This window comes from Rhodococcus sp. NPDC057014 (assembly GCF_042673295.1).
Lineage (GTDB): Bacteria > Actinomycetota > Actinomycetes > Mycobacteriales > Mycobacteriaceae > Rhodococcus_F.
In genome coordinates this window covers 1663-22228 of record NZ_JBHUSF010000071.1, presented here as the reverse complement: position 1 = coordinate 22228, position 20566 = coordinate 1663, and the positions used below count along the sequence as shown (strand labels likewise).

The window sequence follows — 20566 nt, the reverse complement described above, 5'->3', positions numbered from 1 at the left end:
TTCGACCCGTCGACGATCGGGAGGTTCACGATGGTTGCGGGTGCACGACCGGATCCCGGTCCGCGTGAGGTCCGGAAGTGGCGTCGCTACCTCGCCGACGAACGCGCCGAGGCCGCCGTCTACCGCGATCTCGCGAAACGCCGCACCGGTGAGGAACGCGAGATACTGCTGGCGCTCGCCGACGCCGAGGGACGGCACGAGGCGCACTGGCGTGCACTGCTCGGCGAGCACGTCGGCAAACCTGTTCGCGGTGACGTCCGCACGCGCATCCTCGGCGTGCTGGCCCGGCGGTTCGGATCGGTGTTCGTGCTCGCCCTCGCGCAACGCGCAGAGACCCGGTCGCCGTACCCGACGGACGTCGACGCCCCCGCCGCCATGGGGGCGGACGAGCGCATCCACGAAGAAGTGGTGCGGGCGCTGGCCGCGCGTGGGCGAAATCGTCTGTCCGGCACGTTTCGTGCTGCCGTGTTCGGTGCCAATGACGGCCTGGTCAGCAATCTCGCCCTCGTGCTCGGCATCAGCGGCAGCGGCGTCGACAATCACATCGTGCTGCTGACCGGGCTCGCCGGTCTGCTCGCGGGCGCGTTGTCGATGGGTGCGGGCGAGTACGTGTCCGTGCGGTCGCAGCGTGAACTGCTCGAGGCGTCGGCGCCGGGGGAGGGGGCCCGCGCGGCGGTGCCGCTCCTCGACGTCGACGCGAACGAACTCGCACTCGTGTACCGGGCGCGGGGCATGCCTGCCGACGACGCCGAGAGACGCGCGGCCGACGTGTTGAAGAGAGCCGCTGCGCCCGAGCCTGTTTCGGGTGCGGAGACCATCGATCAGCACGAGGCCGTCGGCACCGGACTCGGTGCGGCGGCGGCGAGTTTCTGCTTCTTCGCGTCCGGTGCGGTGATCCCCGTGCTGCCGTATCTCTTCGGGATGGAAGGCACCGCGGCGCTCGTGGTCGCCGCCGCACTCGTCGGCGTCGCACTGCTCGGAACCGGACTGGTGGTCGGGTTGCTGTCGGGTGGGCCCCCGGTCAAACGGGCTCTACGCCAACTGGCAATCGGGTACGGCGCAGCAGCCGCCACCTACCTGCTGGGCATGCTGTTCGGGACCGGCGCCTGAGAACGTCATCATCACCACGGGTGTGGAACCGTAGCCGGGCACCGGAAACGCGCGCACCGTGTGCCGCGACCACGACCCGTCCGACACGGCGACGCGGGCCGGCCCGGGACGGCGGCCGGTGATCCGCTGCCGCACCGCCGCGAGGTCGTCGCCGTGCAGCAATCCGATCTGGCCACCCTCCGCCTCGGGTGACAGCCCCGCCAGCGGCGCGGTGATCCACTTGATGACGTAGCCGCGTTGTGAGTCGACCAGTGCCGCATGGACACCCGCGACGGCGTGCACGGTCGATGCGACGTCGGAGTCCATCACCCGGATCGCCAGTTCGCCGACGTCGGTCTTGTGCGTGACATCGTGGTCGACGCCCCGCAACACCACCCCTTCGGGGGTCGCGACGGCTCGGCGCACGAAGCGGACGAGGCGCAGCGTCCCGTCGTCGTGCCGGGCGATCAGTTCCCCGGACAGGAACTCGCCGTCCCGGGCGTTGTCGACGCGTTCCATCAGCACCGCGATGTCGGAGATCCGCGGCACTCTCCGGTACAGGTCGGCGAGACCGAAGTGGCCGTGCTCCGGCCGGGTGTCCGCCACGCCGTACAGATTCCGGAACTCGCGTGTCCATCGGGTGCGTCGCGGACCCGCCGCCACGGACAGGTTCCATTCCCAGCCCGCCGCCGCGTGCGGCAGTGGCACCGGACCGTCCGCGCGCCCGGTGTAGATCTGCACCGCCAGGACGTCGCCGCCCGGACCGAGCACCGGCCTTCCCACGACGAGATCGATGTCGCCGACGGTCTCACCGAGGGCCACCTGCACCGGCTGTCCCGACGACTTCACCGTGTCGATGGCCCCTGCCACCAGCGTCAGCATCCTGCCGCGGTACACGTTGCCGAGCGGACGGCACTGCCGCTGCTTGATGCCCTCGGCGATCACCGTCGGTGCATCCCCCAGGGTTTCGACCAGGATCCATCCGTCGCCGCGTCCCCGTTGTTCCACTCGTACCGCCCCCCTTCGGCGCCCGATCATCGCACGACGACGACCCTCGCGCGCGGCGAGGAACCTCAGGCCGGTGCGGTCGCCACGGCGTCGAGGAGCCCCGGGAAGCGGGCGTCGATGTCGGATCTGCGCAGCTGTGCCATCCGAGAATTGCCGCGGTCGACCTGCTTGATCAGCCCGGCTTCACGCAGAACTTTGAAGTGGTGGCTGCGGGTCGATTTGGACACGGGCAGCCCGAACGACGTGCAGTGGCGTTCCGCGCCTTCGGCTTCGATCAGGAGTTTCTGCACGACCTCCAGTCGCAGGGGGTCGGCGAGTGCGGCGAGCACGGAGACCAGTTCGATCTCGTCGACTGCGGGATGTCCCTCGGCGTCGGGCACGGCGCACCTCCAGGTTCGGTCTTCGACCACCAGACTGAAGGTTCGCCTTGCATCGAACCTCGCTCTGGTGCATGGTTCGTATTGTATCGAACCTCTGGTGCACGGGGGCAACGCACACTTCAGGAAGGATCGACATGAGCTCGGAGCTGACCACGTCGGACGCCACGACGCCGACGCCACCACCCGACACGACACCGGCCGCCCCGCGACGCGGGAATCTCACCCTCGCCGCGGTCCTCCTGGCCGTGCTCGTCGTCCCGATGTCGATCTCCGGGACCGCGGTGGCGCTGCCCGCGATCTCCGCAGACATCGGCGGTGGCGCATCCGGCCAGCAGTGGGTGGTGAACAGTTTCAACCTGGCGTTCGCCTGCTTCACCCTGGTCTGGGGGTCGCTGTCGGACCGCTTCGGCCGGGGCCGTCTGTTCGCCGCCGGGGCCGCCACCTTCGCGGCCGGGAGCATCGCCAGCCCGCTGGCCCCGAACATCGTGGTCCTCGACGTCGCCCGCGGCGTCGCCGGTCTCGGTGGTGCCGCCATCTTCTCGTGCGGCGCGGCGATCCTGTCGTCCGCGTTCGACGGGCCCGCCCGATTGCGCGCGTTCGCCCTGTTCGGGACGACCGCCGGCATCGGTGTGGCGCTCGGACCGACGCTGTCCGGTCTTCTCGTCGACACGGCGGGCTGGCGGCCCATCTTCATGATCCAGGCCGCCGTGCTGCTCGTGGTGCTGACCTCGACCCCGCTGATCGGACTGGCCCGACCGGCCGGCGACGCCCCCGCGAAGTTCGATCTCCTCGGCACCGTCCTCCTGGTCCTGGGTCTGCTCGCGGCGATGGTGGGCATCGTCCAGGGCGGGCCCTGGGGTTGGGGCAGTCCGGCGGTCGTGGCGTCGTTCGTCCTCGCCGCCGCGCTGCTGATCGGGTTCGCCCGCGTCGAATCGCGACGCCCGGCCCCACTGCTGGATCTCGAACTGCTCACCCACCCGCGGTTCATGGCCCTGTGCCTCGTTCCGGTGGCAGCGTCGTTCGGCTTCGTCACGCTGCTCACCTACTTCCCGACCTTCCTCCAGTTCGTGGCCGGACAGTCTTCGGCGAAGGCGGGCCTCGTGACCGTGCTCCTCACGATTCCGGTCGTGGTGGGCCCCCTCGCGGCGGGCCGTGTCGTCGGCGCCGGGGTGAACCCGCTCGTCGTGATCTGGATCAGCCTGGGAGCGTTGATCGCCGGCGACCTGGGTCTGCTGCTGGCGGGCCCCGACACGGTGATCGCGGTCATCGCGGTGCCGCTGCTGCTCGCAGGATCCGGAATGGGACTGTCCGCCGGTCTCGTCGACGGTCAGGCGCTCGCACTCGTCCCCGAGGAGAAGGCGGGTATGGCTGCGGGCGTGGTGAACACGATGCGGCTGGGCAGCGAGGCCCTCGCGGTGGCCGTGTACGCGGCGCTGCTCACCGGCCTCGCCACCCGCCGTGGCGAGGAAGGGCTGACCGCGGTCGACGCCTACGACAGCGCGTTCCACACGACGCTCGTCGTGCTGGCCGTCGTCGTCGCCGGGTTGTCGGGTCTGATCGCGGTGCTGCTGCGACGCGGGGCGAGCACATCGTGACGACGGGAGCCGACCTGCGATCGCGCTACCAGGTCGTGGTGGCCGGGGGCGGCCCGGTAGGATCGCTGACCGCACTCGAATTGGCGCGCAGTGGAATCGACGTCCTCCTCCTCGAGGCGGCGCCACACACCACCGACGTTCCGAAAGCGGGGACGATCCATGCCCGCAGCATCCAACTGCTGACGCGCCGCGGGCATTTCGCGGCGCCGGACGTCGGCTCCGGCGCCGTGTCGACGACGTTTCACTACGCCGGCGTGTGGGGGCTGGAGATCACCGCACCGCCCGGTGAGGGTCCGGCCATCGCCGGTATCGGTCAGAGCGACCTCGAAAGGCTGTTCACCGCACGGCTGATCGGACTCGGCACGCCGGTGCTGAAGGCCGCGGTCGTCACCGACGTCGTCCAGGACGACGCGGGGGCGACGGTGACGTTCACCCACGAGGGACTCACGCGGACGGTGACGGCCGACTGGGTGGTCGGAGCGGACGGCGCCCGCAGCATCGTGCGGCGAAGCGTCGGCTTCACCGCGACCGAGACCGCGCCGACGGCCGCCGCGCTCCTGGGTCTCGCCGTCCTCGACGACCCCGCCGGCGCACCCCGGGGATGGGTGCGCACCGACCGGGGCTGGACCGTCCTCAACGTCAATGCTTCCGGTCTCAGCCGCATCATCACGTTCGACCTCGGGAGTCCGCACGAGGACCACCGCAGGCCCCTCACCGCGCAGGAATTGCAGGAGACCGTCGACCGGTTCGCGGGCCGACCCGTTCCGTTCCGGCACGCACGGTCGCTGTCCCGGTTCAGCGACTACTCGCGGCTGGTCGACACCTACCGGCTCGGGCGGGTAGTCCTCGTCGGTGACGCTGCGCACGTGCACTTTCCGCTCGGCGGGCAGGGATTGAACCTCGGCATCGCCGACGCCGTCGGCCTCGGGTGGCGCCTCGCCCTCGTCGCCCGGAGGCAGGCAGGCCCGTCGATCCTGGACGACTACTCGCGGGAGCGGCACGCCTGCGCGGCCGCGGTGATCGCCAACGTCGCCGATCAGCGTGAACGCATGCGGATCGGTGCCGTCGGCGACCGCCTGCGAACCGAACTCGATCGTCTGCTGGAAGACCGCAACCAGAACCGGGCGCTGGGGTCCGCGATCAGCGCTCAGCGCCGGCCGGCGCCCCGCGCACTCGCCCACGCGGCGCCCGGCGACTTCGCGGTGAACACGGTGATCGAGACGGACACCGGAATCACCGACCTGATCCGGTTGCACGCCACGGCAGGAAGCCGGGGTCTCCTGCTGTGCGGGAATGCGCCCGAATCCGCCCGCTCGCTCGTCGACGCCGGCTGGGGCGACCGGGTGGCCGTGATCCGCGTGCGGAACCTCGAAACCGACGTCCTCGTCCGGCCCGACGGCGTCGTGGCCTGGTCGGGGACTTGCGGAGACGGCAACGAACTCTCGGCCTGCCTGGCCGAGACGTTCGGTACCGGCGATCAGATCGCGGAGCCGCCGTTCGGGCTGATGGCCTGCCCGACGAGGTAGTGCTCGTCGCTCGCGAGGTGCAGCACCGTGGCAGCGTATTCGTCGACCGATCCGAAGCGGCCCGCCGGGCAGCTCTGCCAGAGCCGGTTGCGGCCGGTCTGGCCGATCTGCTCGAGATAGCCGTTGAAGGCGGGCGTCGCGACGCCGCCGGGTGCCATCGCGTTGACGAAGATGTTCGCGCCTGCCACCTCCAACGCCACGGAGCGGGTGAACGCGACGACCGCGCCCTTGGTGGCGCTGTAGTGCGGACTGTGTGCACTGCGCGCCGAGATGCCGGCGATCGACGCGATGTTGACGATGCGCCCGTACCGCTGCGGTTCCATCAGCCTCAGCGCTTCCCGGGTGCAGTAGAACACGCCGTGCACGTTGACGTCCCAGTACCGCAACCATTCTTGGTCGGTGATCTCGCTGGTGAACCGGAGCGAGTCGCGTTCCACCGGTGTCTGCAGATAGGCGTACAGCGTGTTGCGACGCTCGGTGTCGATCGGCCGGTTGGGCGTCAGCGCGGCGTTGTTGACGAGCGCGTGCACGGTGCCGAACCGTTCGACCGCGGCCGCGAACAGGTCGTGGACCTCCGCGCTCGACGACACGTCGCACCGCACGGCGAGGCAGGTGCCCCCGGCTTCCTCGATGTCGCGGCGGGCGTCGTCCAGTGCCGCGTCGCTGACATCGCAGATGACGACCTTCGCGCCCTCGCGGGCCAGGGTGACGGCGATCGCCTTGCCCAGGCCCGGCCCGGCGCCGGTCACCACGGCCACTTTGTCCTTCATCCGCATGTTCTTCTCCTCGTGGGTCAGGTGCGCGAGAACGTCTCGCGCAGTTCTCGTTTCAGTACCTTGTGGCTCGGTCCTGTCGGCAGCACGTCCACGACGTGCACCTGCCGCGGGTACTTGTGCTTCGCGAGACGGGATCTGCTCCATTCGATCATCGTCGTCGGATCGATTCCGGCGGTCGGATCCGCCGGGACGACCACCGCGCAGACCTCTTCGCCGCGGATGGCGTCGGGCAGGCCGATCACCGCGACCTGCGACACCGCGGGATGTGCCGAGAGAACATCCTCGACCTCGCGGGGGTAGACGTTGAATCCGCCGCGGATGATCACGTCCTTCTTGCGGTCGACGACGGTGACGAAGCCGTCGGCGTCCTTCGTCCCGAGATCGCCGGTGCGGAACCAGCCGTCGACGACGGCCTCGGCGGTCGCGTCCGGCCGGTTCAGGTAGCCGGCGAAGATGTTGTGCCCGCGGATGACGATTTCCCCGACCTCGCCGTCGGGAAGCAGTTCGACGGTGAGTTCTCGTTCGGGGTCGGCGATCTCGACGTCCACACCCCACACCGGCCTGCCGACTGTTCCCGGCCGGGTACCGTACGCGGCCTGATTCGCGCACGCCACCGGCGCCGTCTCCGACAGACCGTACCCCTCGTACACGGTCGTCGCGAACGTGGCGGCGAACTCGTCGAGCACGTTCACGGGCAGTGACGCGCCACCCGAGATGCAGGTGCGCAGCGACGGAAGCGCGCAATCCGCGGCGCGGGCGGCGTCGAGCAGGGCGATGTACATCGTCGGCACTCCGTGGAAGACGTCGACGCCTTCGCGGACCATCATCTCGACCGCCGCGTCGCCGGAGAAGCGGGGCAGCAGGACGATCGTCGCGCCCACCCGGAATGCGGCGTTCATGGTGGCCGTCTGCCCGAACGCGTGGAACAGCGGAAGGCAGCCGAGCACGATATCCGACTTGCGGACGTCGTTCGCGTCGAGTGCCGACACCGTGGCGTTCAGGACCATGTTGAGGTGGGTGAGGACCGCGCCCTTCGGCGCGCCCGTCGTGCCGCTGGTGTAGAAGACGACGGCGGGATCCGCGGCCGACCGCGACACGTAATTCGCTGCGGTCGTCGTACCTTCGGAGAGTGCCCCACTCGCCGCGACCGCCACGTGTGCCTCGTCGGCGGCGCGGATCGCCACCTCCGTGGTCTGGCCGTGGCAGACGATCAGTTTCGCCTCGCTGTCGCGCAGCACGTAGGCGACCTCGGCGGCGGTGAGGAGGAGGTGGACGGGTACGACCACCGCCCCCGCGGTAAGGATTCCGAAGTACACGACCGGGAATTCGGCGACGTTGCCGATCATCAGCGCGACCCGGTCGCCCGGCCGCACACCCTGCTCGTGCAGGGCGGCGGCCACCCGGCGGGCACGGTCCCACAGGTCCCGGTACGTCAGCCGGATATCGCCGTCGACGACGGCCACGTCGTGCGGGTACTTCCGGGCGGACTCGGCGACGATCGCCGCCAGCGAGAGAGTGGCGTGGGGCGCCGAGACAGCCATGGAAATAGGACCTTTCACAGTTCGGAGGGGGTGGCGGAACGGTGCTCCTGCAGGACGGTGACAGGGATTCCCTTCACCATGACGACGGCGGCGACCATCAGCAGGGCGGCGATGACGAGCAGGGCGTTGTACAGGTTTCCCGTTGCCGTGGTGATCTGCCCGATGACGTTGGGGGTGACGAAAGCGGCCACACCGCCGATGCTGCTGATGAGCGCGATCCCGCCGGCGGCGGTGGCCGCGGACAGGTACGACGGCGGCACCGTCCAGAACACCGGCAGGGTGCCGAAGCACATCATGGCGGCCACCGTGAGGAGAGCCATCGACCCCAGGACACTCGTCTGGGTCAGCGGCAGCGCCGCGAAGCAGAATCCGGCGACCGCCAGGGGCACCGCAACGTGGAACCGGCGTTCCAGGCGACGGTCGGAACTCCGGCCGTTGACGATCATTCCGAGCACGGCGCCGGCGGCGGGCAGAGTGCTCAGGGTGCCGATCGTCGTGAGGTCGGTGACACCGAGCCCTTCGAGGATGGTGGGAGTCCAGTACGAGAACACGCTGAATCCCGCGTACATGGCGAAGAACACGAACCCCGCGATGTACACCCGCCGGTCCGTCAGGAGCCGGCGCAGAACGCTACCGGCCAACTCGCCGGCGTGCCGGGCGGTGTTCTCGGCGGCGAGTTCGCCTGCCGTGACATCTCGTTCACGCGGTGTGAGCCACTTCGCGTCCGCGGGCCCGTCGGGCAGCAGGAACCAGGCGAGGACGCCGAGCAGGACGGCCGGGATGCCCTCGTAGACGAACAGCACCTGCCAGCCGTGCAGGCCGTGCGCACCGTCGAACGTGTTCATGATCCAGGTCGCGAGGGGTCCGCTGAGGATTCCGGCGGCGGGGACGGCGAGGACGAACATCGATGTGATCCGGCCACGTCGCGCGGCGGGGAACCAGTAGGTCAGGTACAGGATGATGCAGGGGAAGAAGCCGGCCTCGGCCGCGCCGAGCAGGAATCGGAGAATGTACAGCTGGGTGGGGGCGGTGACGAAACCGGTGGCCACCGTGATCAGGCCCCACAGGATCATGATGCGCATGACGGTCGCGCGGGCGCCGATGCGCTGCATGTACAGGTTGCTCGGCACCTCGAACAGGACGTATCCGACGAAGAACAGCGACGCGCCCAGGCCGTAGGTGGCCGTGCTGAGCCCGAGGTCGTCCATCATGCGGAGCTTGGCGAACGAGATGTTCACCCTGTCGATCGAATTGACGATGTAGGCGACGAAGAGGAAGGGGAGGAGGCGGAATGCGATCTTGCGGTAGAGCCGGTCGAGTTCGGCCTTCGTCGCCGGTGGGCCGTCGCTCCTGCCCGGGGCGCACGACTCCGTGCTCGCGGCGGCACCGCCGCGGGTTCGTGTGATTCTCATGGTGTCTCTTTCACTGGCACGGAAGTCGTGCGCGTCGGGAGGGGGCGGCGGTGGGCGTGTCAGACGCCGACGGCCTGGTTGCGCAGTTCCTGCTCCAGGATCGGCAGGGCGAATTCGTAGGACTCCTGGCCCTGCTCGGCGACGATCCGCAGGACCTCGTCGATCTGTGCGCGGTCGGCGCCGAGCGCGAGCGCGGTCGCGATGTGCCTGCGGGTGCCCGGGGAGTACATGTGGGTCAGCGCGGCATCGCCGGCGATGCAGAGCAATTCGATCCACAGTGGGGGAAGGATGTTGTCGCGCCAGATGCCGGCGCCCATCGCGAGGAACTTCTCCAGCCAGTCCCGGTCCCAGTTGTAGAGGGTTTCCCACAGCGGATTGAACTGGCCCTGTTTCCGCAGGGCATCGCAGACGGGTGTCGGGTGCACCGCTTCCGGGGGAGCCGACTGGCGACCGGCGTGGACGAGTTCCTGGGCCAGGATCGGCACACCCGTCGCGCAGGCGTGAATTCCGATCACCGCCGACAGCTTGATCACCTCGAGCAGTTCCTCGCGGGTGGCGCCGAGTTCGATCGCGGTCTTGATGTGCCTGCGGACGCCGGGCGCGTACATATGAGTGGCCGACACGTCGATCTTCAGTCGGACGAAGGCGGCGAGCTTCGGGTCGAGCATGGAATTCTGCATGTCGTCCCTCCGGTTCAGGAGACGCCGGGGATGGTGAATCCCCGCTGCCCGACGCGCCGGTTCGGGGCCATGCCCAGCTTCGCGATGGTCTCGTCGGTGCTGCTGTAGGTCTCACCGATCTTGTAGATCCTGCGGGCCTCCGTGCCGTCGGCGATGTCACGACCGAGTTCGCGGGCGAGGCGCACGGTCTGCTCGATCTGCTGCACCGACGTGATGCGTTCGCCCTTGCGGCCCCACAGGTTGTCCTCGATGCCGACCCGCACGTGCAGCCCCATCGCGATGGCCATCGCGTTCATCGGCAGCACCGCACGCATCGCGCTTTCCACCGTGAGCACGGCTCCGTCCGGGGTGCGGCGGACGAACTCCATGAGATCGGCCGGGTTGAACCCTGCCGCGCCGCCGCCGATCGCCACGTAATTGAGGATCAGCGGGCCCTGGTACAGACCCTTCCGGATGAGCCGTTCCACCGACTCGAGCTGGTGGACGTGGCCGAGCATGAAGTGGGGCTGGATGCCCGACTTGGCCAGCCGTTCGAGGTGCTCGATGTAGAAGGAGGGTCGCGCGTCCGACACCATCTCGGTGTACGCCTGGACGTACTGAGGGTTCTCCAGGATCGTGCCCTGGACGTCGTCCTCGGTGAGGAGTTCGACGATGTTCATCTGGCTGGTGTTGACGGCGACGGTCACCTGGTCGGGGGCCGGGTCCAGCTCCGCCAGCATGTGGCGGGTGTCGTAGTCGAGCCACGTGGCGGCCTGTCCCTCGTTCTCGGGCGCGAAGGAGATCGACCCGCCCACCTGGAGGACCATCTCCGGAACCGCCTCACGGAGCAGGCCCAGCATCTCGTTGAACTTGGACAGCTTCTTCGAGCCCTTGCCGTCCTCTTCCCGGACGTGGACGTGCAGCACGGAGGCGCCGGCATTGAAACAGTCGACGGCCTTCTGGATCTGGGCGTCCATGGTGACCGCGATGTCGTCGGAGTCGCTCGGCAGCCACTGTGGACCGTACGGCGCGACCTGGATGACCAGCTTCTCCTGGTTTTCGGGGTACAGGCTGTCGTCGAGAAAGTGCATGTCCATCCCTGGGTTTCGGGGGCAGATCTCCTGCTCGTCTGCCCTGTCGAGAACTCAAGGTAATGCGCATCACACCTGGCGTTTTATCCCTACGTCACTACTATTTACCTATGCGTTGCAGCCGACGAACGGGCAGTCGTGGCCGGTGAGAACACGGGCCTGCAGGCCCGGTCGATTCCCGTGGGCGCGCTCGCCAACCTGCCGAAGGTGATGGGCAGTTTCGGAGCGGACGCGTGGCCCCTGCTCGAGTCGTACGGCGTCACCGCCGAACTCCTGACCGGGCACCCCCTGCGGTCGCTGCCGATCGAGACACACGGCCGAATCCTGCACGCCGCGGCGACCGAGACGGGCTGTGACCACCTCGGGCTGCTGCTGGGACAGTTCGCGTCGCTGGAGAACACCGGACCGCTGCGATTCCTCGTCACGAACGCCGACACCGTCGGGCAGGCCCTCGACGCGGTGGCCCGGTTCGGCCCCATCTGGTATCGCGGGATCACCGCTGCCCTGGCCGTCGAGCGCGGCTATGCCGGCCTGTCGCTCACCCTCGACGGCCTGTTCCCGGGGCGCGAGCAATTGCTGACGGCGTACCTCGTCGCGTACGTGAAGATCCTCGAAATCCTCCTCGACCGATCCTGGCGGCCGACGTTGGTCCGCATCTCGTACCGCGAGCCGGCGTCATCCGACGTCTACCGCCGATTCTTCGGTGCACCAATTCATTTCGACGAGCCCCGTCACGAGGTGCTGTTCCCGGAAGAAGTGCTGCAGCAGCCGGTCTCGGGCACCGACCCCACACTGCAGCACTTCTTCCACGGGCATCTGCAGCAGCTGCAGACCGGGGCGGGGCAGGACGTCGTGGGCCAGGTTCGGCGTGCCGTCGAGGAATCACTGCATGCCGGCGACTGCAGCGTCGACCAGGTGGCACAGCTGTTCTCCGTCCACCGCATCACCCTGTATCGGCACCTCGCCCGCGCGGGAACGACGTTCGAGGAGGTCGTCGATCAGACCCGCCGCGACCTCGCCGAACAGTTCCTGTCCCAGACCGACCTGCCGCTCGTCGAGGTGAGCCGGCTGCTCGGGTACCGGAATCAGAGTGCGTTCAGCCGCGCGTTCCGGCGTTGGCACGACGTGCCGCCGTTGCAGTGGCGCCGCGGTCGCCGGGGTGACGGGTCACCAGCGGACGGGCAGTGACGTCGGGCGTCGCAGGAGCACTCCCGAATCCCACGGAACCGCAGCGGGTTCGGTGTCGAGCCGCAGGTTCGGGAACTCCGTGGCCAGCCGGACCAGGGTCGTCGTGATCTCCATGCGCGCCAGGGACGCGCCCATGCAGTGATGCATGCCGTACCCGAACTGCAGGTGGCGTTTCCCGTTTCGGAACGGGTCGACCAGTTCCGGTTGCGGAAACGTGCCGGGATCCCGGTTGGCGGCGAACGCGTCGGCGTAGACCAGGGCGCCCTCGGGGATCACGGCGTCCCGCAGACGCACTTCACGGGTCGCGATCCGGGGAAACGTCGAGATGGTGCCCAGCGGAAGCACCCTGAGCAACTCCTCGACCAACTGCGGTGCCACCGAAGGTTCCTCCGCCAGGAGAGTCCACAGTGCAGGCGCCTGCACCAGCACGTACACGGCCTTCGCGAGCACCGACAGCACGTTCTGGTCGGCGCCGAGAACGGAGCCCAGCAGGATCGCGACGAGTTCGTCGTCGCTGAGGGGCGGTTCCGCCTCGCCGCGTGTCGAGAGGAAGCGGTCGATCAACCCACCCTGCGTCACCGGTCGTTTCTGCTGCACGAGATCGGTCACGTAGTGGTAGACGAGCCAGAAGTTCGCGAGCAGGTCGGGGATGTCGGTGTCGTGAGACAACTGCACCACCCGCGAGGACGGACGGAAATAGTCGATGTCCGACTCCGGGATCCCGAGGAAGCCGGCATTCACCTCGATCGGCAGGCGGTCGAGGACCGTCGCGAACAGATCGGGGATTTCCGCCCTGCGCAGCAACGCGATCCGCCGGTCGAGGATGCGCTGCACCGATCCCTTCAGCTTCTCGACGCCGGCGGGACTGTAGTCGGCGTTGACGAAACTCTTCATCCGCGCGTGATCCGGGGTGTCCAGATTCAGGAGCAGATCCGGTGGCATCGTCGTGGGCTGAAAGCTCGGTCCGCCGTCGACGTTGGTGTCCTTCCGGCCGAACGTCGGGTCCGTGAGCACCTTCAGTACGTCGTCGTAGCGGGTGAGGTGCAGTACGGTGTGCCCACTCGGCAGGATGATCTCGGGCAGTCCGGTGGCGCCTTCCGCGGTCGCCGGGGTGTAGGGGACCGGTGGGTCGAGGTTCGGAATGTCGTGGACGGACACCGCGACACCGGTCCGGCGTGCGGGGGGAGCGAGTGTCGAAACCTGGGTCGTCACGTCGTACTCCTTCTGTTGGTGGGATTCACAGGACTGCGGCGAGGCCGGTCAGCCGGGACAGCTCGCTCGACGCCTGGGCGTTGCCACGGAAATGGACGGCACGCCAACCGCTCTCGCGCGCCGCCCGCACGTTCTGCTCCAGGTCGTCGATCAGGATGCACCGGCCGGCGTCGACACCGGCGGTCTTCTCCGCGATTGCGAAGATCTGCGGGTCCGGTTTGCGTGCGCCGACCAGGCACGAATCGACGAGCGCATCGAGCGGGCCCGCGGGTTCGATGATCGGCCTCCAGAACTGCTCCCACTCGACCACGTTGTTCGACAGGACGCCAACCCGCAGGCCGTGAGCCTTCAGCCCGCGCACCGCGGCGGCCATCGACGCGTTGACGGTAATCCCGTCGAACCACTGCTCGCCGAACGTCTCCAGCCGTGCCCGGGTCAGGTCCAGAGCGGGGTCGGCGACGGCGAGGTGCTCCCTCAGCCGCGCGCCCCACTCGCGCTCGGTGATCTGGGCCAGTTCGATCGGGGCGAGGGGATGCGCGCCGAGGTCGTCGCCGACCGCCTGCATCGCCGCCTGCAGAGCGGCGGGCGAGACACCGGTCTTCGTCTCGTACGCGGTGAAGAGGTCCGGGAGCGGAGGTGAGAGCACGCCACCGAAGTCGAACCACACCATGGTGTCGTCGAGTGTCGTCATCGGACGATCCGTTCGAGAGCGGCCGTCGAGGCGCTCACCCGTTGCAGGGTGACCCGGCCGTGGGCGATCTGCCTGCCCTCCTGCGCCAGCGTGACGGACAGGACGACCTGGCGGGAGCAGATCTCGGCCTCGGCGACGGCCGCGCAATCGGTCGGCAGTTCCAGCTCGCCGAAGCTCTCGAAGACGGTGTCGCACCCGACGAGCACGAGCATCCGCGGTGACAGGCCGAACAATTCGTGCGCAGCGACGAGGGCCGTCTGACGCATGGCCTCGAAGATCACCGCGCCCGGCACATGGTCGAGGGGATGGTCGAACAGGCCCGGGTGGGACTGATCCACCAGAACCTGGCTGCGCACGGTGTCGCCGTCGACCTCCACACGGTTCAGCACCACGTTGTCGAACGAATGTCGAGCCACCTCCCGAGGCTCGACCCGCTCGTGCAACGGATACGGACGGGCGGGGTCGAGTTGCAGCGGTGCCCGGCCCCTGTGCCGCAATCGGTCCCACGCGTCGCCGGGCATCCACTGGATGGTCATGCTCATGGTGGCCGCGGCCGACCCGTCCAGTGCCAGGGTCATCTCGAGTGTGATTCCGACGATGTCGGCGCCCCGCTTCTTCTCCGCGGTGATCGTGGCGTCCAGAACACCGGCGGCGGGTGCGGCGCCCACTCGCACGGCGTCGAGGTCGGCGATCTCGAGGGCTCCCGCGTTGAACACGAACTTGGCGTCGAGTGGCGCGTCGACGCCCCGATGTGAGATCAGGATCGACGCCTGCCGGAACGTCTCGAGAAGGAGAAGCGGATCATACTGCCGCGCAACGATATTGTGATCGCTGTAGTAGCTGTGCACCCGCGGAAGCTGTACGCCGAGCAGGAATCGGGGATGGCTCTCGCAGATGATGTCGGTGAGGAAGACCTCGCAGATCGCGGCGCGGTGCACGTGTGCCCGGGGGATGGACGACGAATAGGACAGGGTCGGTTCCAGGACGGCGGTCATGTCGATTCCTTTCGTTGACAATGGAATTCGCACGGGTCGAGGCCGCCGGACGAGGCGGTGGCCGCGGGGATGCGGGACCCGTGCAGAACGGTGTGTCGCGCTGGAGCGGAAGAACGCGGGCGTACCCGCAGCGCGGAGGGCGACGAGCTCGGGGTCTCGTCGCGGACCGGAGTGCACCGGTGGATGCGCACGATCAGTGAATACCGGGCGATCCGGAGCGTCAACAGATGCACTCGCGTGTTCACCGATTACTTGACGGCGTTCGGCAGGCGAACGCGACGGCCGAACGCCGTTGACCTGCGGTATCGGTGACTCGGCGTACGGGCTACTTCGGTCGCCGCGTGTCGGGAGTCACAGCGGTTTTTCCGGATCGGGACGCAAATGTTACCGCCAGGTATGGCGTGTGGTAACCGGCGAGCGTAGAAGAGCGATGTTATGTTCCCCTCGCCGGGTGTGGCCGGAGTTGACGGAGGGGTCGGGGAATGTCGAAGAGGTGGGTCGCGTCGGTCGCGGCTGTGGCGATCGGTTCGGGCATGATCGCCTATTCCAACCAGAACACCGCCGTCGCGGAACCCGAGCCGGTATCCAACGGAATCCCCGGCAGCGGGCCCTGCGCGAGCGAGGTGTCGAACGAGACGCACTCGCTCATTCCGGACAAGCTCGAAATTCCGATCCCGTACCCGAAGATCACGACGGTGCCCTATCCCGCCCCGGTCACGGACCCGGTCCGGGTTTCGCAGGCGTTGCCCGCCGACACGTGTACCGATCCGTGCCCCGATCTCACCGACGAGACGGATCAGGCGCCGGGAAACCTGTCGAGCGAGCTGAACATCCCGGACATCAGCGTGAAGTTCACGCCCTTCCACTTCGGCATTCCCGTCCCGGGCGCCGACATCCAACTACCCCCGCCGCCGCCCCTCGTCCACCCGGCGACCGAGGAGGCGCCGCGCAGCGCGGCCCCGGCCACCCCGAAGATCGGCGACGTGACCCGTGTCGCCAAGGTGACCGGCGCCGGCTCCGTCAGCCGCACCGACAAGCGCTACCAGGTCAACGGCACCGACCTCGGCATCATGTGGGAGAGCGCCCCCGATCAGGTCGCCGTCGCGTTCGGTGACACCGTCGGCAAGGGATTCCAGCCGCCCGGCGGTCAGGGCGACGACTGGCGCAGCAACGTCCTCGGTTTCAGCTCCGACCGCAACCTGTCCGACGGCATGAGCCTCGACAGCATGGTCCAGGACGGCCGGTGCCACGCGGCGGAACTTCTCGACAGCCGCAAACTCGACAACGTGGAGATCACCACCATCCCCACGTCGGGTTTCGCCGTCGGGAACAGGCAGTACATGAGCTACATGTCGATCCGCACCTGGAACAGCATCCCCGCCACGTGGTGGACGAACTACGGCGGCATCGCCTACTCCGACGACGGCGGATCGACGTGGACGAAGGACCCGTACGCGAAGTGGGACAACATCTTCGGGGTCACCAAGTTCCAGGTCGCGTCGATGGTCCCGGCCGGCGACTTCGTGTACATGTTCGGCACGCCCAACACGAGGCTCGGCGCCATCGGTCTGGCGCGCGTCCCTGCCGCCGACGTGCTGAACACGTCGGCGTACCAGTACTGGCAGAACGGGAACTGGACGCCGGTCGGCGGGTACACGGAGGCGACGCCGATCGTGGACGCCCCCGCCGCCGAACTGTCCGTGCGGTACGAGGAAGCCACCGGCAAGTGGCAGATGGCCTACCTCGACACGTCCAAGGCCGCCATCGTGCTCCGTGAGTCCGACTCGCCGCAGGGCGCCTGGTCCGGCGGGGCACCGATGGTCAGCGCCGTCGAGTACCCCGAACTGTACGGCGGCTTCATCCACCCGTGGTCCAGCGGGGACGAACTGTATTTCACGATGTCGACGTGGTCGGACTACAACGTGTTCCTGATGAAGGCGGACGTAGGCGCATAGCGCCCGTGCGTGGTTGACGAGTCTCTGGACTCGTTAACCACGCACGGGCGGCGGAGCCGCCTACAGCAGGCCGTGCCGGGGCGGGACGGTGCCCGACAGCGTCCACCGGCCGATGTGCTGGATCTTCCACCGTGTGGGGTCGTGCAGGGTGTGGGTGCGGGCGTCACGCCAGTACCGCGACAGGTTGGACGTGTCCGACGCACTGCGGGTGCCGCCCAGTTCGAACAGCACGCTCGACGCCTCGAGGGACGCGCGTGCGGAGGCGACCTTGGCCGCGGCGGCGTCGACAGAGGCGACCGCGGCGGTCTGCTCGGTCAGATTCCGCCGCGCCGCGTCGATGCTGCGGGCACCCTCCCTGAGCAGTGCCGCCGCGGACCGGACGCCGACCGCCGCCTCTCCGGCCAGTTGGATCAGCAGCGGATCGTCGACGGCGTCGGCGACGCCCGCCTCGAAGTAGGGCCGCGCCCGGCGGGCGGCGCGCACGCCCTCGTTCAGCGCGGCCGCGGCGATCCCGGCGTCGATGGCGGCGTGCAGGATCTGCGCCTGCGAGCCGTAGGTGGTGGGTGCGTCGAAGATGGGGGAGAACGGCACGACGTGGAACGCGGGCACCCGGACGGCGTCGAGGGTGACGGTTCCGCTCGCGGTGGTCTTCTGCCCCATGCCGTCCCAGTCGTCGACGATCGACAGTCCGGCTGCGGTCCGCGGCAGGTAGGCGACGGCTTTGGCGGGCTTCCCCGCCGGCGTCGTCTTCCCGGGAAGCGTGGCCCGCACCGCGATCCAGTCGGCGAACAGCGCGCCCGTGCTGTAGAACTTGCGCCCGTCGACGACGAAATCCCCGTCCTGTTCGGTGAGGGTCGTGGCGTCGATGTCGATCGTCTTCGTTCCGCGCTCGCTCTGGGCGTTGGCGAACTGGCGTCCCGCGAGCACCTCGGAATAGAAGAACTCCTGCTGCGCCGGTGTGCCCTGATGACGCAGCACCTCGAGGAACGTGTAGTGGCTGTGCGGGATCTGGGCGATGCTCGGATCGCCCTCGGCGAGAAGCCGGAACACCTCGGCAAGGGTTTCGGTCCGCGCGTCGATGCCGCCGTGCTCGCGGGGAACGCCGAGCGCGAGCAGTCCGGACGCGGCGAGCGCCCGCACCTGCTCGTGCGGCAGCTGCCGCCCGGAATCGCGCGCTGCCGCCTCCTCGGCGAAGTGTGCGGCGAGATCGGCGGCGATGGTGAGGGCTTCGGCCTCGTCGCTGATGCGGTGGGCGTTCTGGACGGCGGTCATGGTTCTCCGTGGGTCGGTGGTGCGGACGCACCGAATCCGGCCACCGTCGACGGGTGGCCGGACTCGGGGTTCGGAATCGTTACGTGTACCAGGTGGGTTCGGGAAGTTCGCCGGTCAGCAGGTGGCCGCCCACCTCGCGCCGCTTGTACGCGACGGGATCGTGCAGGGTGTGCGTCCGCACGTTCCGCCAGAAGATGTCGAGACCCACCGTGTTGGACGTGGCACGCGCACCGGTCAGTTCGAACACCTTCGTACCGATCTCGAGGGCGACGTCGGCGGCGCGGATCTTGGCGGCGGCGATCCGGACGGCGAGATCCCCGCGCGCCTGTTCGGTGAGGTTCTCCCGCGCGTCGTGCAGCACCGCGTTCGCCTCTCGGTTCACCTGATCGACGAACGCCTCCGCCGCCCACAGCTTCGACTGCAGGTCGCCGTAGCCCTCGCGCAGGTACCACTCGTCGGTCGCCAGTTCCTTGTCGTCACCGCCGTACGGCCACGGACGGGTCCGGGTCCGGGTGTAGTCGGCCGCGGTGTCGAGTGCGCCGCGGGCGATGCCGACGTAGAAATTGGCGAACACGATCTCGAGTGCCGGGAAGTTCAGTGTGTTGTAGACGAGCGGCTGGAACTCCTTGTCCACGAACCCGGCCGCCCCGGACCAGTCCACCTCGACGTCGTTGATCTCGACCGTGCCGGAGTCGGTGAGGCGTTGCCCGAGATTGTCCCAGTCACCCCGGAACACGATGCCGTCCTGCGCCGTCGGCACGATCGCGAACACGTGTGTGGCCGTGCCCTCGATGATGCCCTCGAGCACGGTGAGGTCGGTGGCGCGGCCGCCCGTCGAGAACGACTTCACCCCGTTGTAGACGAGCGTGTCCCCGCGGTCGACGATCGTGAGGTCGGTGTCGCGCGGGTTGACCGCCCCGCCGAACAGGAAGCGGTTGCTCGTGTACAACTCCTCGACGGCCCCGATCTGCGGTTCGGTGCCCACGAGTCGCACGGCCCACGCCCACAGGTAGTGGTAGCCGAGCAACTGTCCGAGGGAGCCGTCGCCGCGCGCGATCTCGCGGACCACCTGGTAGGCGGTCTCCCACGGCTGTCCGGCGCCACCGAATTCGGTGGGCCCGAGCAGGGTGACGAGCCCGCTGTCCTTCAGGAGCCGGACCTCCTCGAACGGTGCACCGCCGGCGCGGTCGCGTTCGACGGCGTCGCGCGCGAGGATCGCGCTGACCTCACGCGCACGCGCGATCCAGCCGTCGGCGGTGGCCGAGGCGTCCGACCAGATCTTCTGTTCGGTGATGACGGTCATGCCTTGTCTCCCTCTGCGCTCGGTGCGGTGCCGATGGCCCACACGTAGACGGGTTCGGTTCCGTTGATCTCGTAGTCGCCGACCACCTTGGCCTTGAACACCACGGGGTTGTGGCTGGCGACCGTGCGTGCATTCCGCCAGAAGCGGTCGAGGTCCCAGTCGCGGCTGACCCCGGACGCGCCGAGTGCGTCGAAGATCGTGGCGGTGGCGGGGACGACGAGCGCGGTGGCGGAGATCTGGCCCTGCGCCGACGCGATCTCGGCGGCGATGTTGGCGGACTTCTCCTCGTCGGGGCTGCCGGTGAACGCGGCCTCGTACGCCCACTGGGCGGGTTCCGCCGCGTGCAGTGCGATCGCCTCGGCGGCGTGCGCCGCCGCCGACACCTCGCCCACCACCTGCTGGATCTGGGCGTCCTGCGCGTAGGTGGGGGCGTTGCCGTGGCTGAACGTGCGGGTGCGGTCCGCCACCCGGCGGGCGATCGCGTCCGTCGCCGCCCGCGCGATGCCCGCGAGCGTGGCGAGGTGGAACAACTGGTAGAAGGCGGTCTGATACTTGAACCGGGTGGAGAAGTCGAAGATGTTCTCCGGCTGGACGATCGCGTTCTCGTACGTCGACGTGCCCGAACCGGTGGTCTGCTGGCCGAAACCGTTCCAGTCGTCGCTGTGCGTGACGGCAGGCTGGCGCGCCTCGACCGCGGCGATCACGAACGCGCCGGTGTCGGTGCGCTGCGAGTACAGGTCGATCCAGTCGGCGAAGATCGAACCGGTGCTGTAGTACTTCGTCCCGTTCGCGAAGAAATGGGCCTCACCGGGGACGGGGGACACCTTGGTGCTCGCCTCGCCGAGCGGAACGTCGCCGATCTCGGTCCACGCG

18 protein-coding genes are annotated in these 20566 nt (G+C 68.7%); 5 read left to right on the top strand and 13 right to left on the bottom strand.

From position 1 onward, the window contains the following. Window positions 1–30 precede the first annotated feature (30 nt). Window positions 31–1110: a VIT1/CCC1 family protein gene (locus tag ACFTZB_RS16560; RefSeq protein WP_378432991.1), complete on the top strand. Its 1080-nt coding sequence runs from the start codon at window positions 31–33 to the stop codon at window positions 1108–1110. On the opposite strand, the gene ACFTZB_RS16555 is transcribed toward ACFTZB_RS16560, so the two are convergent. After that, window positions 1033–2097: a GAF domain-containing protein gene (locus ACFTZB_RS16555; protein WP_378432990.1), complete on the bottom strand. Its 1065-nt coding sequence runs from the start codon at window positions 2095–2097 to the stop codon at window positions 1033–1035. The genes ACFTZB_RS16560 and ACFTZB_RS16555 overlap by 78 nt on opposite strands. A 65-nt stretch (window positions 2098–2162) precedes the next feature. After that, window positions 2163–2477, bottom strand: coding sequence for a helix-turn-helix transcriptional regulator (locus ACFTZB_RS16550; RefSeq protein ID WP_087555337.1), 315 nt, complete (start codon window positions 2475–2477; stop codon window positions 2163–2165). Between the two features lie 134 nt (window positions 2478–2611). Between ACFTZB_RS16550 and ACFTZB_RS16545 the strand changes: the two genes are divergently transcribed. Together ACFTZB_RS16545 and ACFTZB_RS16540 are read left to right on the top strand one after the other, a co-directional pair. Next, window positions 2612–4072: an MFS transporter gene (locus ACFTZB_RS16545; protein ID WP_378432989.1), complete on the top strand. Its 1461-nt coding sequence runs from the start codon at window positions 2612–2614 to the stop codon at window positions 4070–4072. Continuing rightward, window positions 4069–5598 carry an FAD-dependent monooxygenase gene (locus ACFTZB_RS16540; protein ID WP_378432988.1) on the top strand — a complete coding sequence of 510 codons (1530 nt, stop codon included), beginning with the start codon at window positions 4069–4071 and terminating at the stop codon, window positions 5596–5598. The genes ACFTZB_RS16545 and ACFTZB_RS16540 overlap by 4 nt, the downstream gene beginning before the upstream one ends. On the opposite strand, the gene ACFTZB_RS16535 is transcribed toward ACFTZB_RS16540, so the two are convergent. The 5 genes from ACFTZB_RS16535 to ACFTZB_RS16515 are packed head-to-tail and all read right to left on the bottom strand — an operon-like array spanning window position 5550 to window position 11077. Then, complete coding sequence (locus tag ACFTZB_RS16535) at window positions 5550–6374, bottom strand: SDR family NAD(P)-dependent oxidoreductase (RefSeq protein ID WP_378432987.1); 825 nt, start codon at window positions 6372–6374, stop codon at window positions 5550–5552. The genes ACFTZB_RS16540 and ACFTZB_RS16535 overlap by 49 nt on opposite strands. 17 nt (window positions 6375–6391) lie before the next feature. Next, window positions 6392–7915: a long-chain fatty acid--CoA ligase gene (locus ACFTZB_RS16530; protein WP_378432985.1), complete on the bottom strand. Its 1524-nt coding sequence runs from the start codon at window positions 7913–7915 to the stop codon at window positions 6392–6394. Between the two features lie 14 nt (window positions 7916–7929). Further along, complete coding sequence (locus ACFTZB_RS16525; protein WP_378432983.1) at window positions 7930–9327, bottom strand: MFS transporter; 1398 nt, start codon at window positions 9325–9327, stop codon at window positions 7930–7932. Window positions 9328–9386: 59 nt separating this feature from the next. Beyond that, window positions 9387–10007, bottom strand: coding sequence for a carboxymuconolactone decarboxylase family protein (locus ACFTZB_RS16520; protein WP_378432982.1), 621 nt, complete (start codon window positions 10005–10007; stop codon window positions 9387–9389). 14 nt (window positions 10008–10021) lie between these two features. Then, on the bottom strand, window positions 10022–11077 hold the full coding sequence (locus tag ACFTZB_RS16515) for a 3-keto-5-aminohexanoate cleavage protein (RefSeq protein ID WP_378432981.1): 1056 nt from the start codon (window positions 11075–11077) through the stop codon (window positions 10022–10024). A 138-nt stretch (window positions 11078–11215) separates the two neighbouring features. Here ACFTZB_RS16515 and ACFTZB_RS16510 point away from each other — a divergent pair, with 138 nt between their 5' ends. After that, window positions 11216–12265 (top strand): AraC family transcriptional regulator, encoded by a 1050-nt coding sequence (locus tag ACFTZB_RS16510; RefSeq protein WP_378432980.1) that lies wholly within the window; start codon window positions 11216–11218, stop codon window positions 12263–12265. Here the strand turns inward: ACFTZB_RS16510 and ACFTZB_RS16505 are convergent. Genes ACFTZB_RS16505 through ACFTZB_RS16495 form a run of 3 tightly spaced genes read right to left on the bottom strand, consistent with a single transcriptional unit; the run spans window position 12245 to window position 15163 of the window. Further along, on the bottom strand, window positions 12245–13477 hold the full coding sequence (locus tag ACFTZB_RS16505) for a cytochrome P450 (RefSeq protein WP_378432978.1): 1233 nt from the start codon (window positions 13475–13477) through the stop codon (window positions 12245–12247). The two genes, ACFTZB_RS16510 and ACFTZB_RS16505, sit on opposite strands and share 21 nt — an antisense overlap. A gap of 25 nt (window positions 13478–13502) precedes the next feature. After that, a complete protein-coding gene (locus tag ACFTZB_RS16500) occupies window positions 13503–14168 on the bottom strand; it encodes an HAD family hydrolase (protein WP_378432977.1) in 666 nt (221 codons plus the stop codon). Continuing rightward, entirely contained in the window at window positions 14165–15163 is a 999-nt protein-coding gene (locus ACFTZB_RS16495) for a ScbA/BarX family gamma-butyrolactone biosynthesis protein (RefSeq protein WP_378432975.1), read from the bottom strand. The genes ACFTZB_RS16500 and ACFTZB_RS16495 overlap by 4 nt, the downstream gene beginning before the upstream one ends. Before the next feature lie 482 nt (window positions 15164–15645). Here ACFTZB_RS16495 and ACFTZB_RS16490 point away from each other — a divergent pair, with 482 nt between their 5' ends. Beyond that, window positions 15646–17118, top strand: coding sequence for a DUF4185 domain-containing protein (locus tag ACFTZB_RS16490; RefSeq protein ID WP_378432974.1), 1473 nt, complete (start codon window positions 15646–15648; stop codon window positions 17116–17118). A gap of 60 nt (window positions 17119–17178) precedes the next feature. Here ACFTZB_RS16490 and ACFTZB_RS16485 read toward each other — a convergent pair whose 3' ends face one another. The 3 genes from ACFTZB_RS16485 to ACFTZB_RS16475 all read right to left on the bottom strand — a co-directional run. Next, window positions 17179–18390 (bottom strand): SfnB family sulfur acquisition oxidoreductase, encoded by a 1212-nt coding sequence (locus tag ACFTZB_RS16485; protein ID WP_378432973.1) that lies wholly within the window; start codon window positions 18388–18390, stop codon window positions 17179–17181. 79 nt (window positions 18391–18469) lie between these two features. Then, a complete protein-coding gene (locus tag ACFTZB_RS16480; protein WP_378432971.1) occupies window positions 18470–19693 on the bottom strand; it encodes an acyl-CoA dehydrogenase family protein in 1224 nt (407 codons plus the stop codon). After that, window positions 19690–20566 (bottom strand): monooxygenase (locus tag ACFTZB_RS16475; protein ID WP_378432969.1); only part of this gene is annotated, 877 nt, incomplete at its 5' end. The genes ACFTZB_RS16480 and ACFTZB_RS16475, both read right to left, overlap by 4 nt.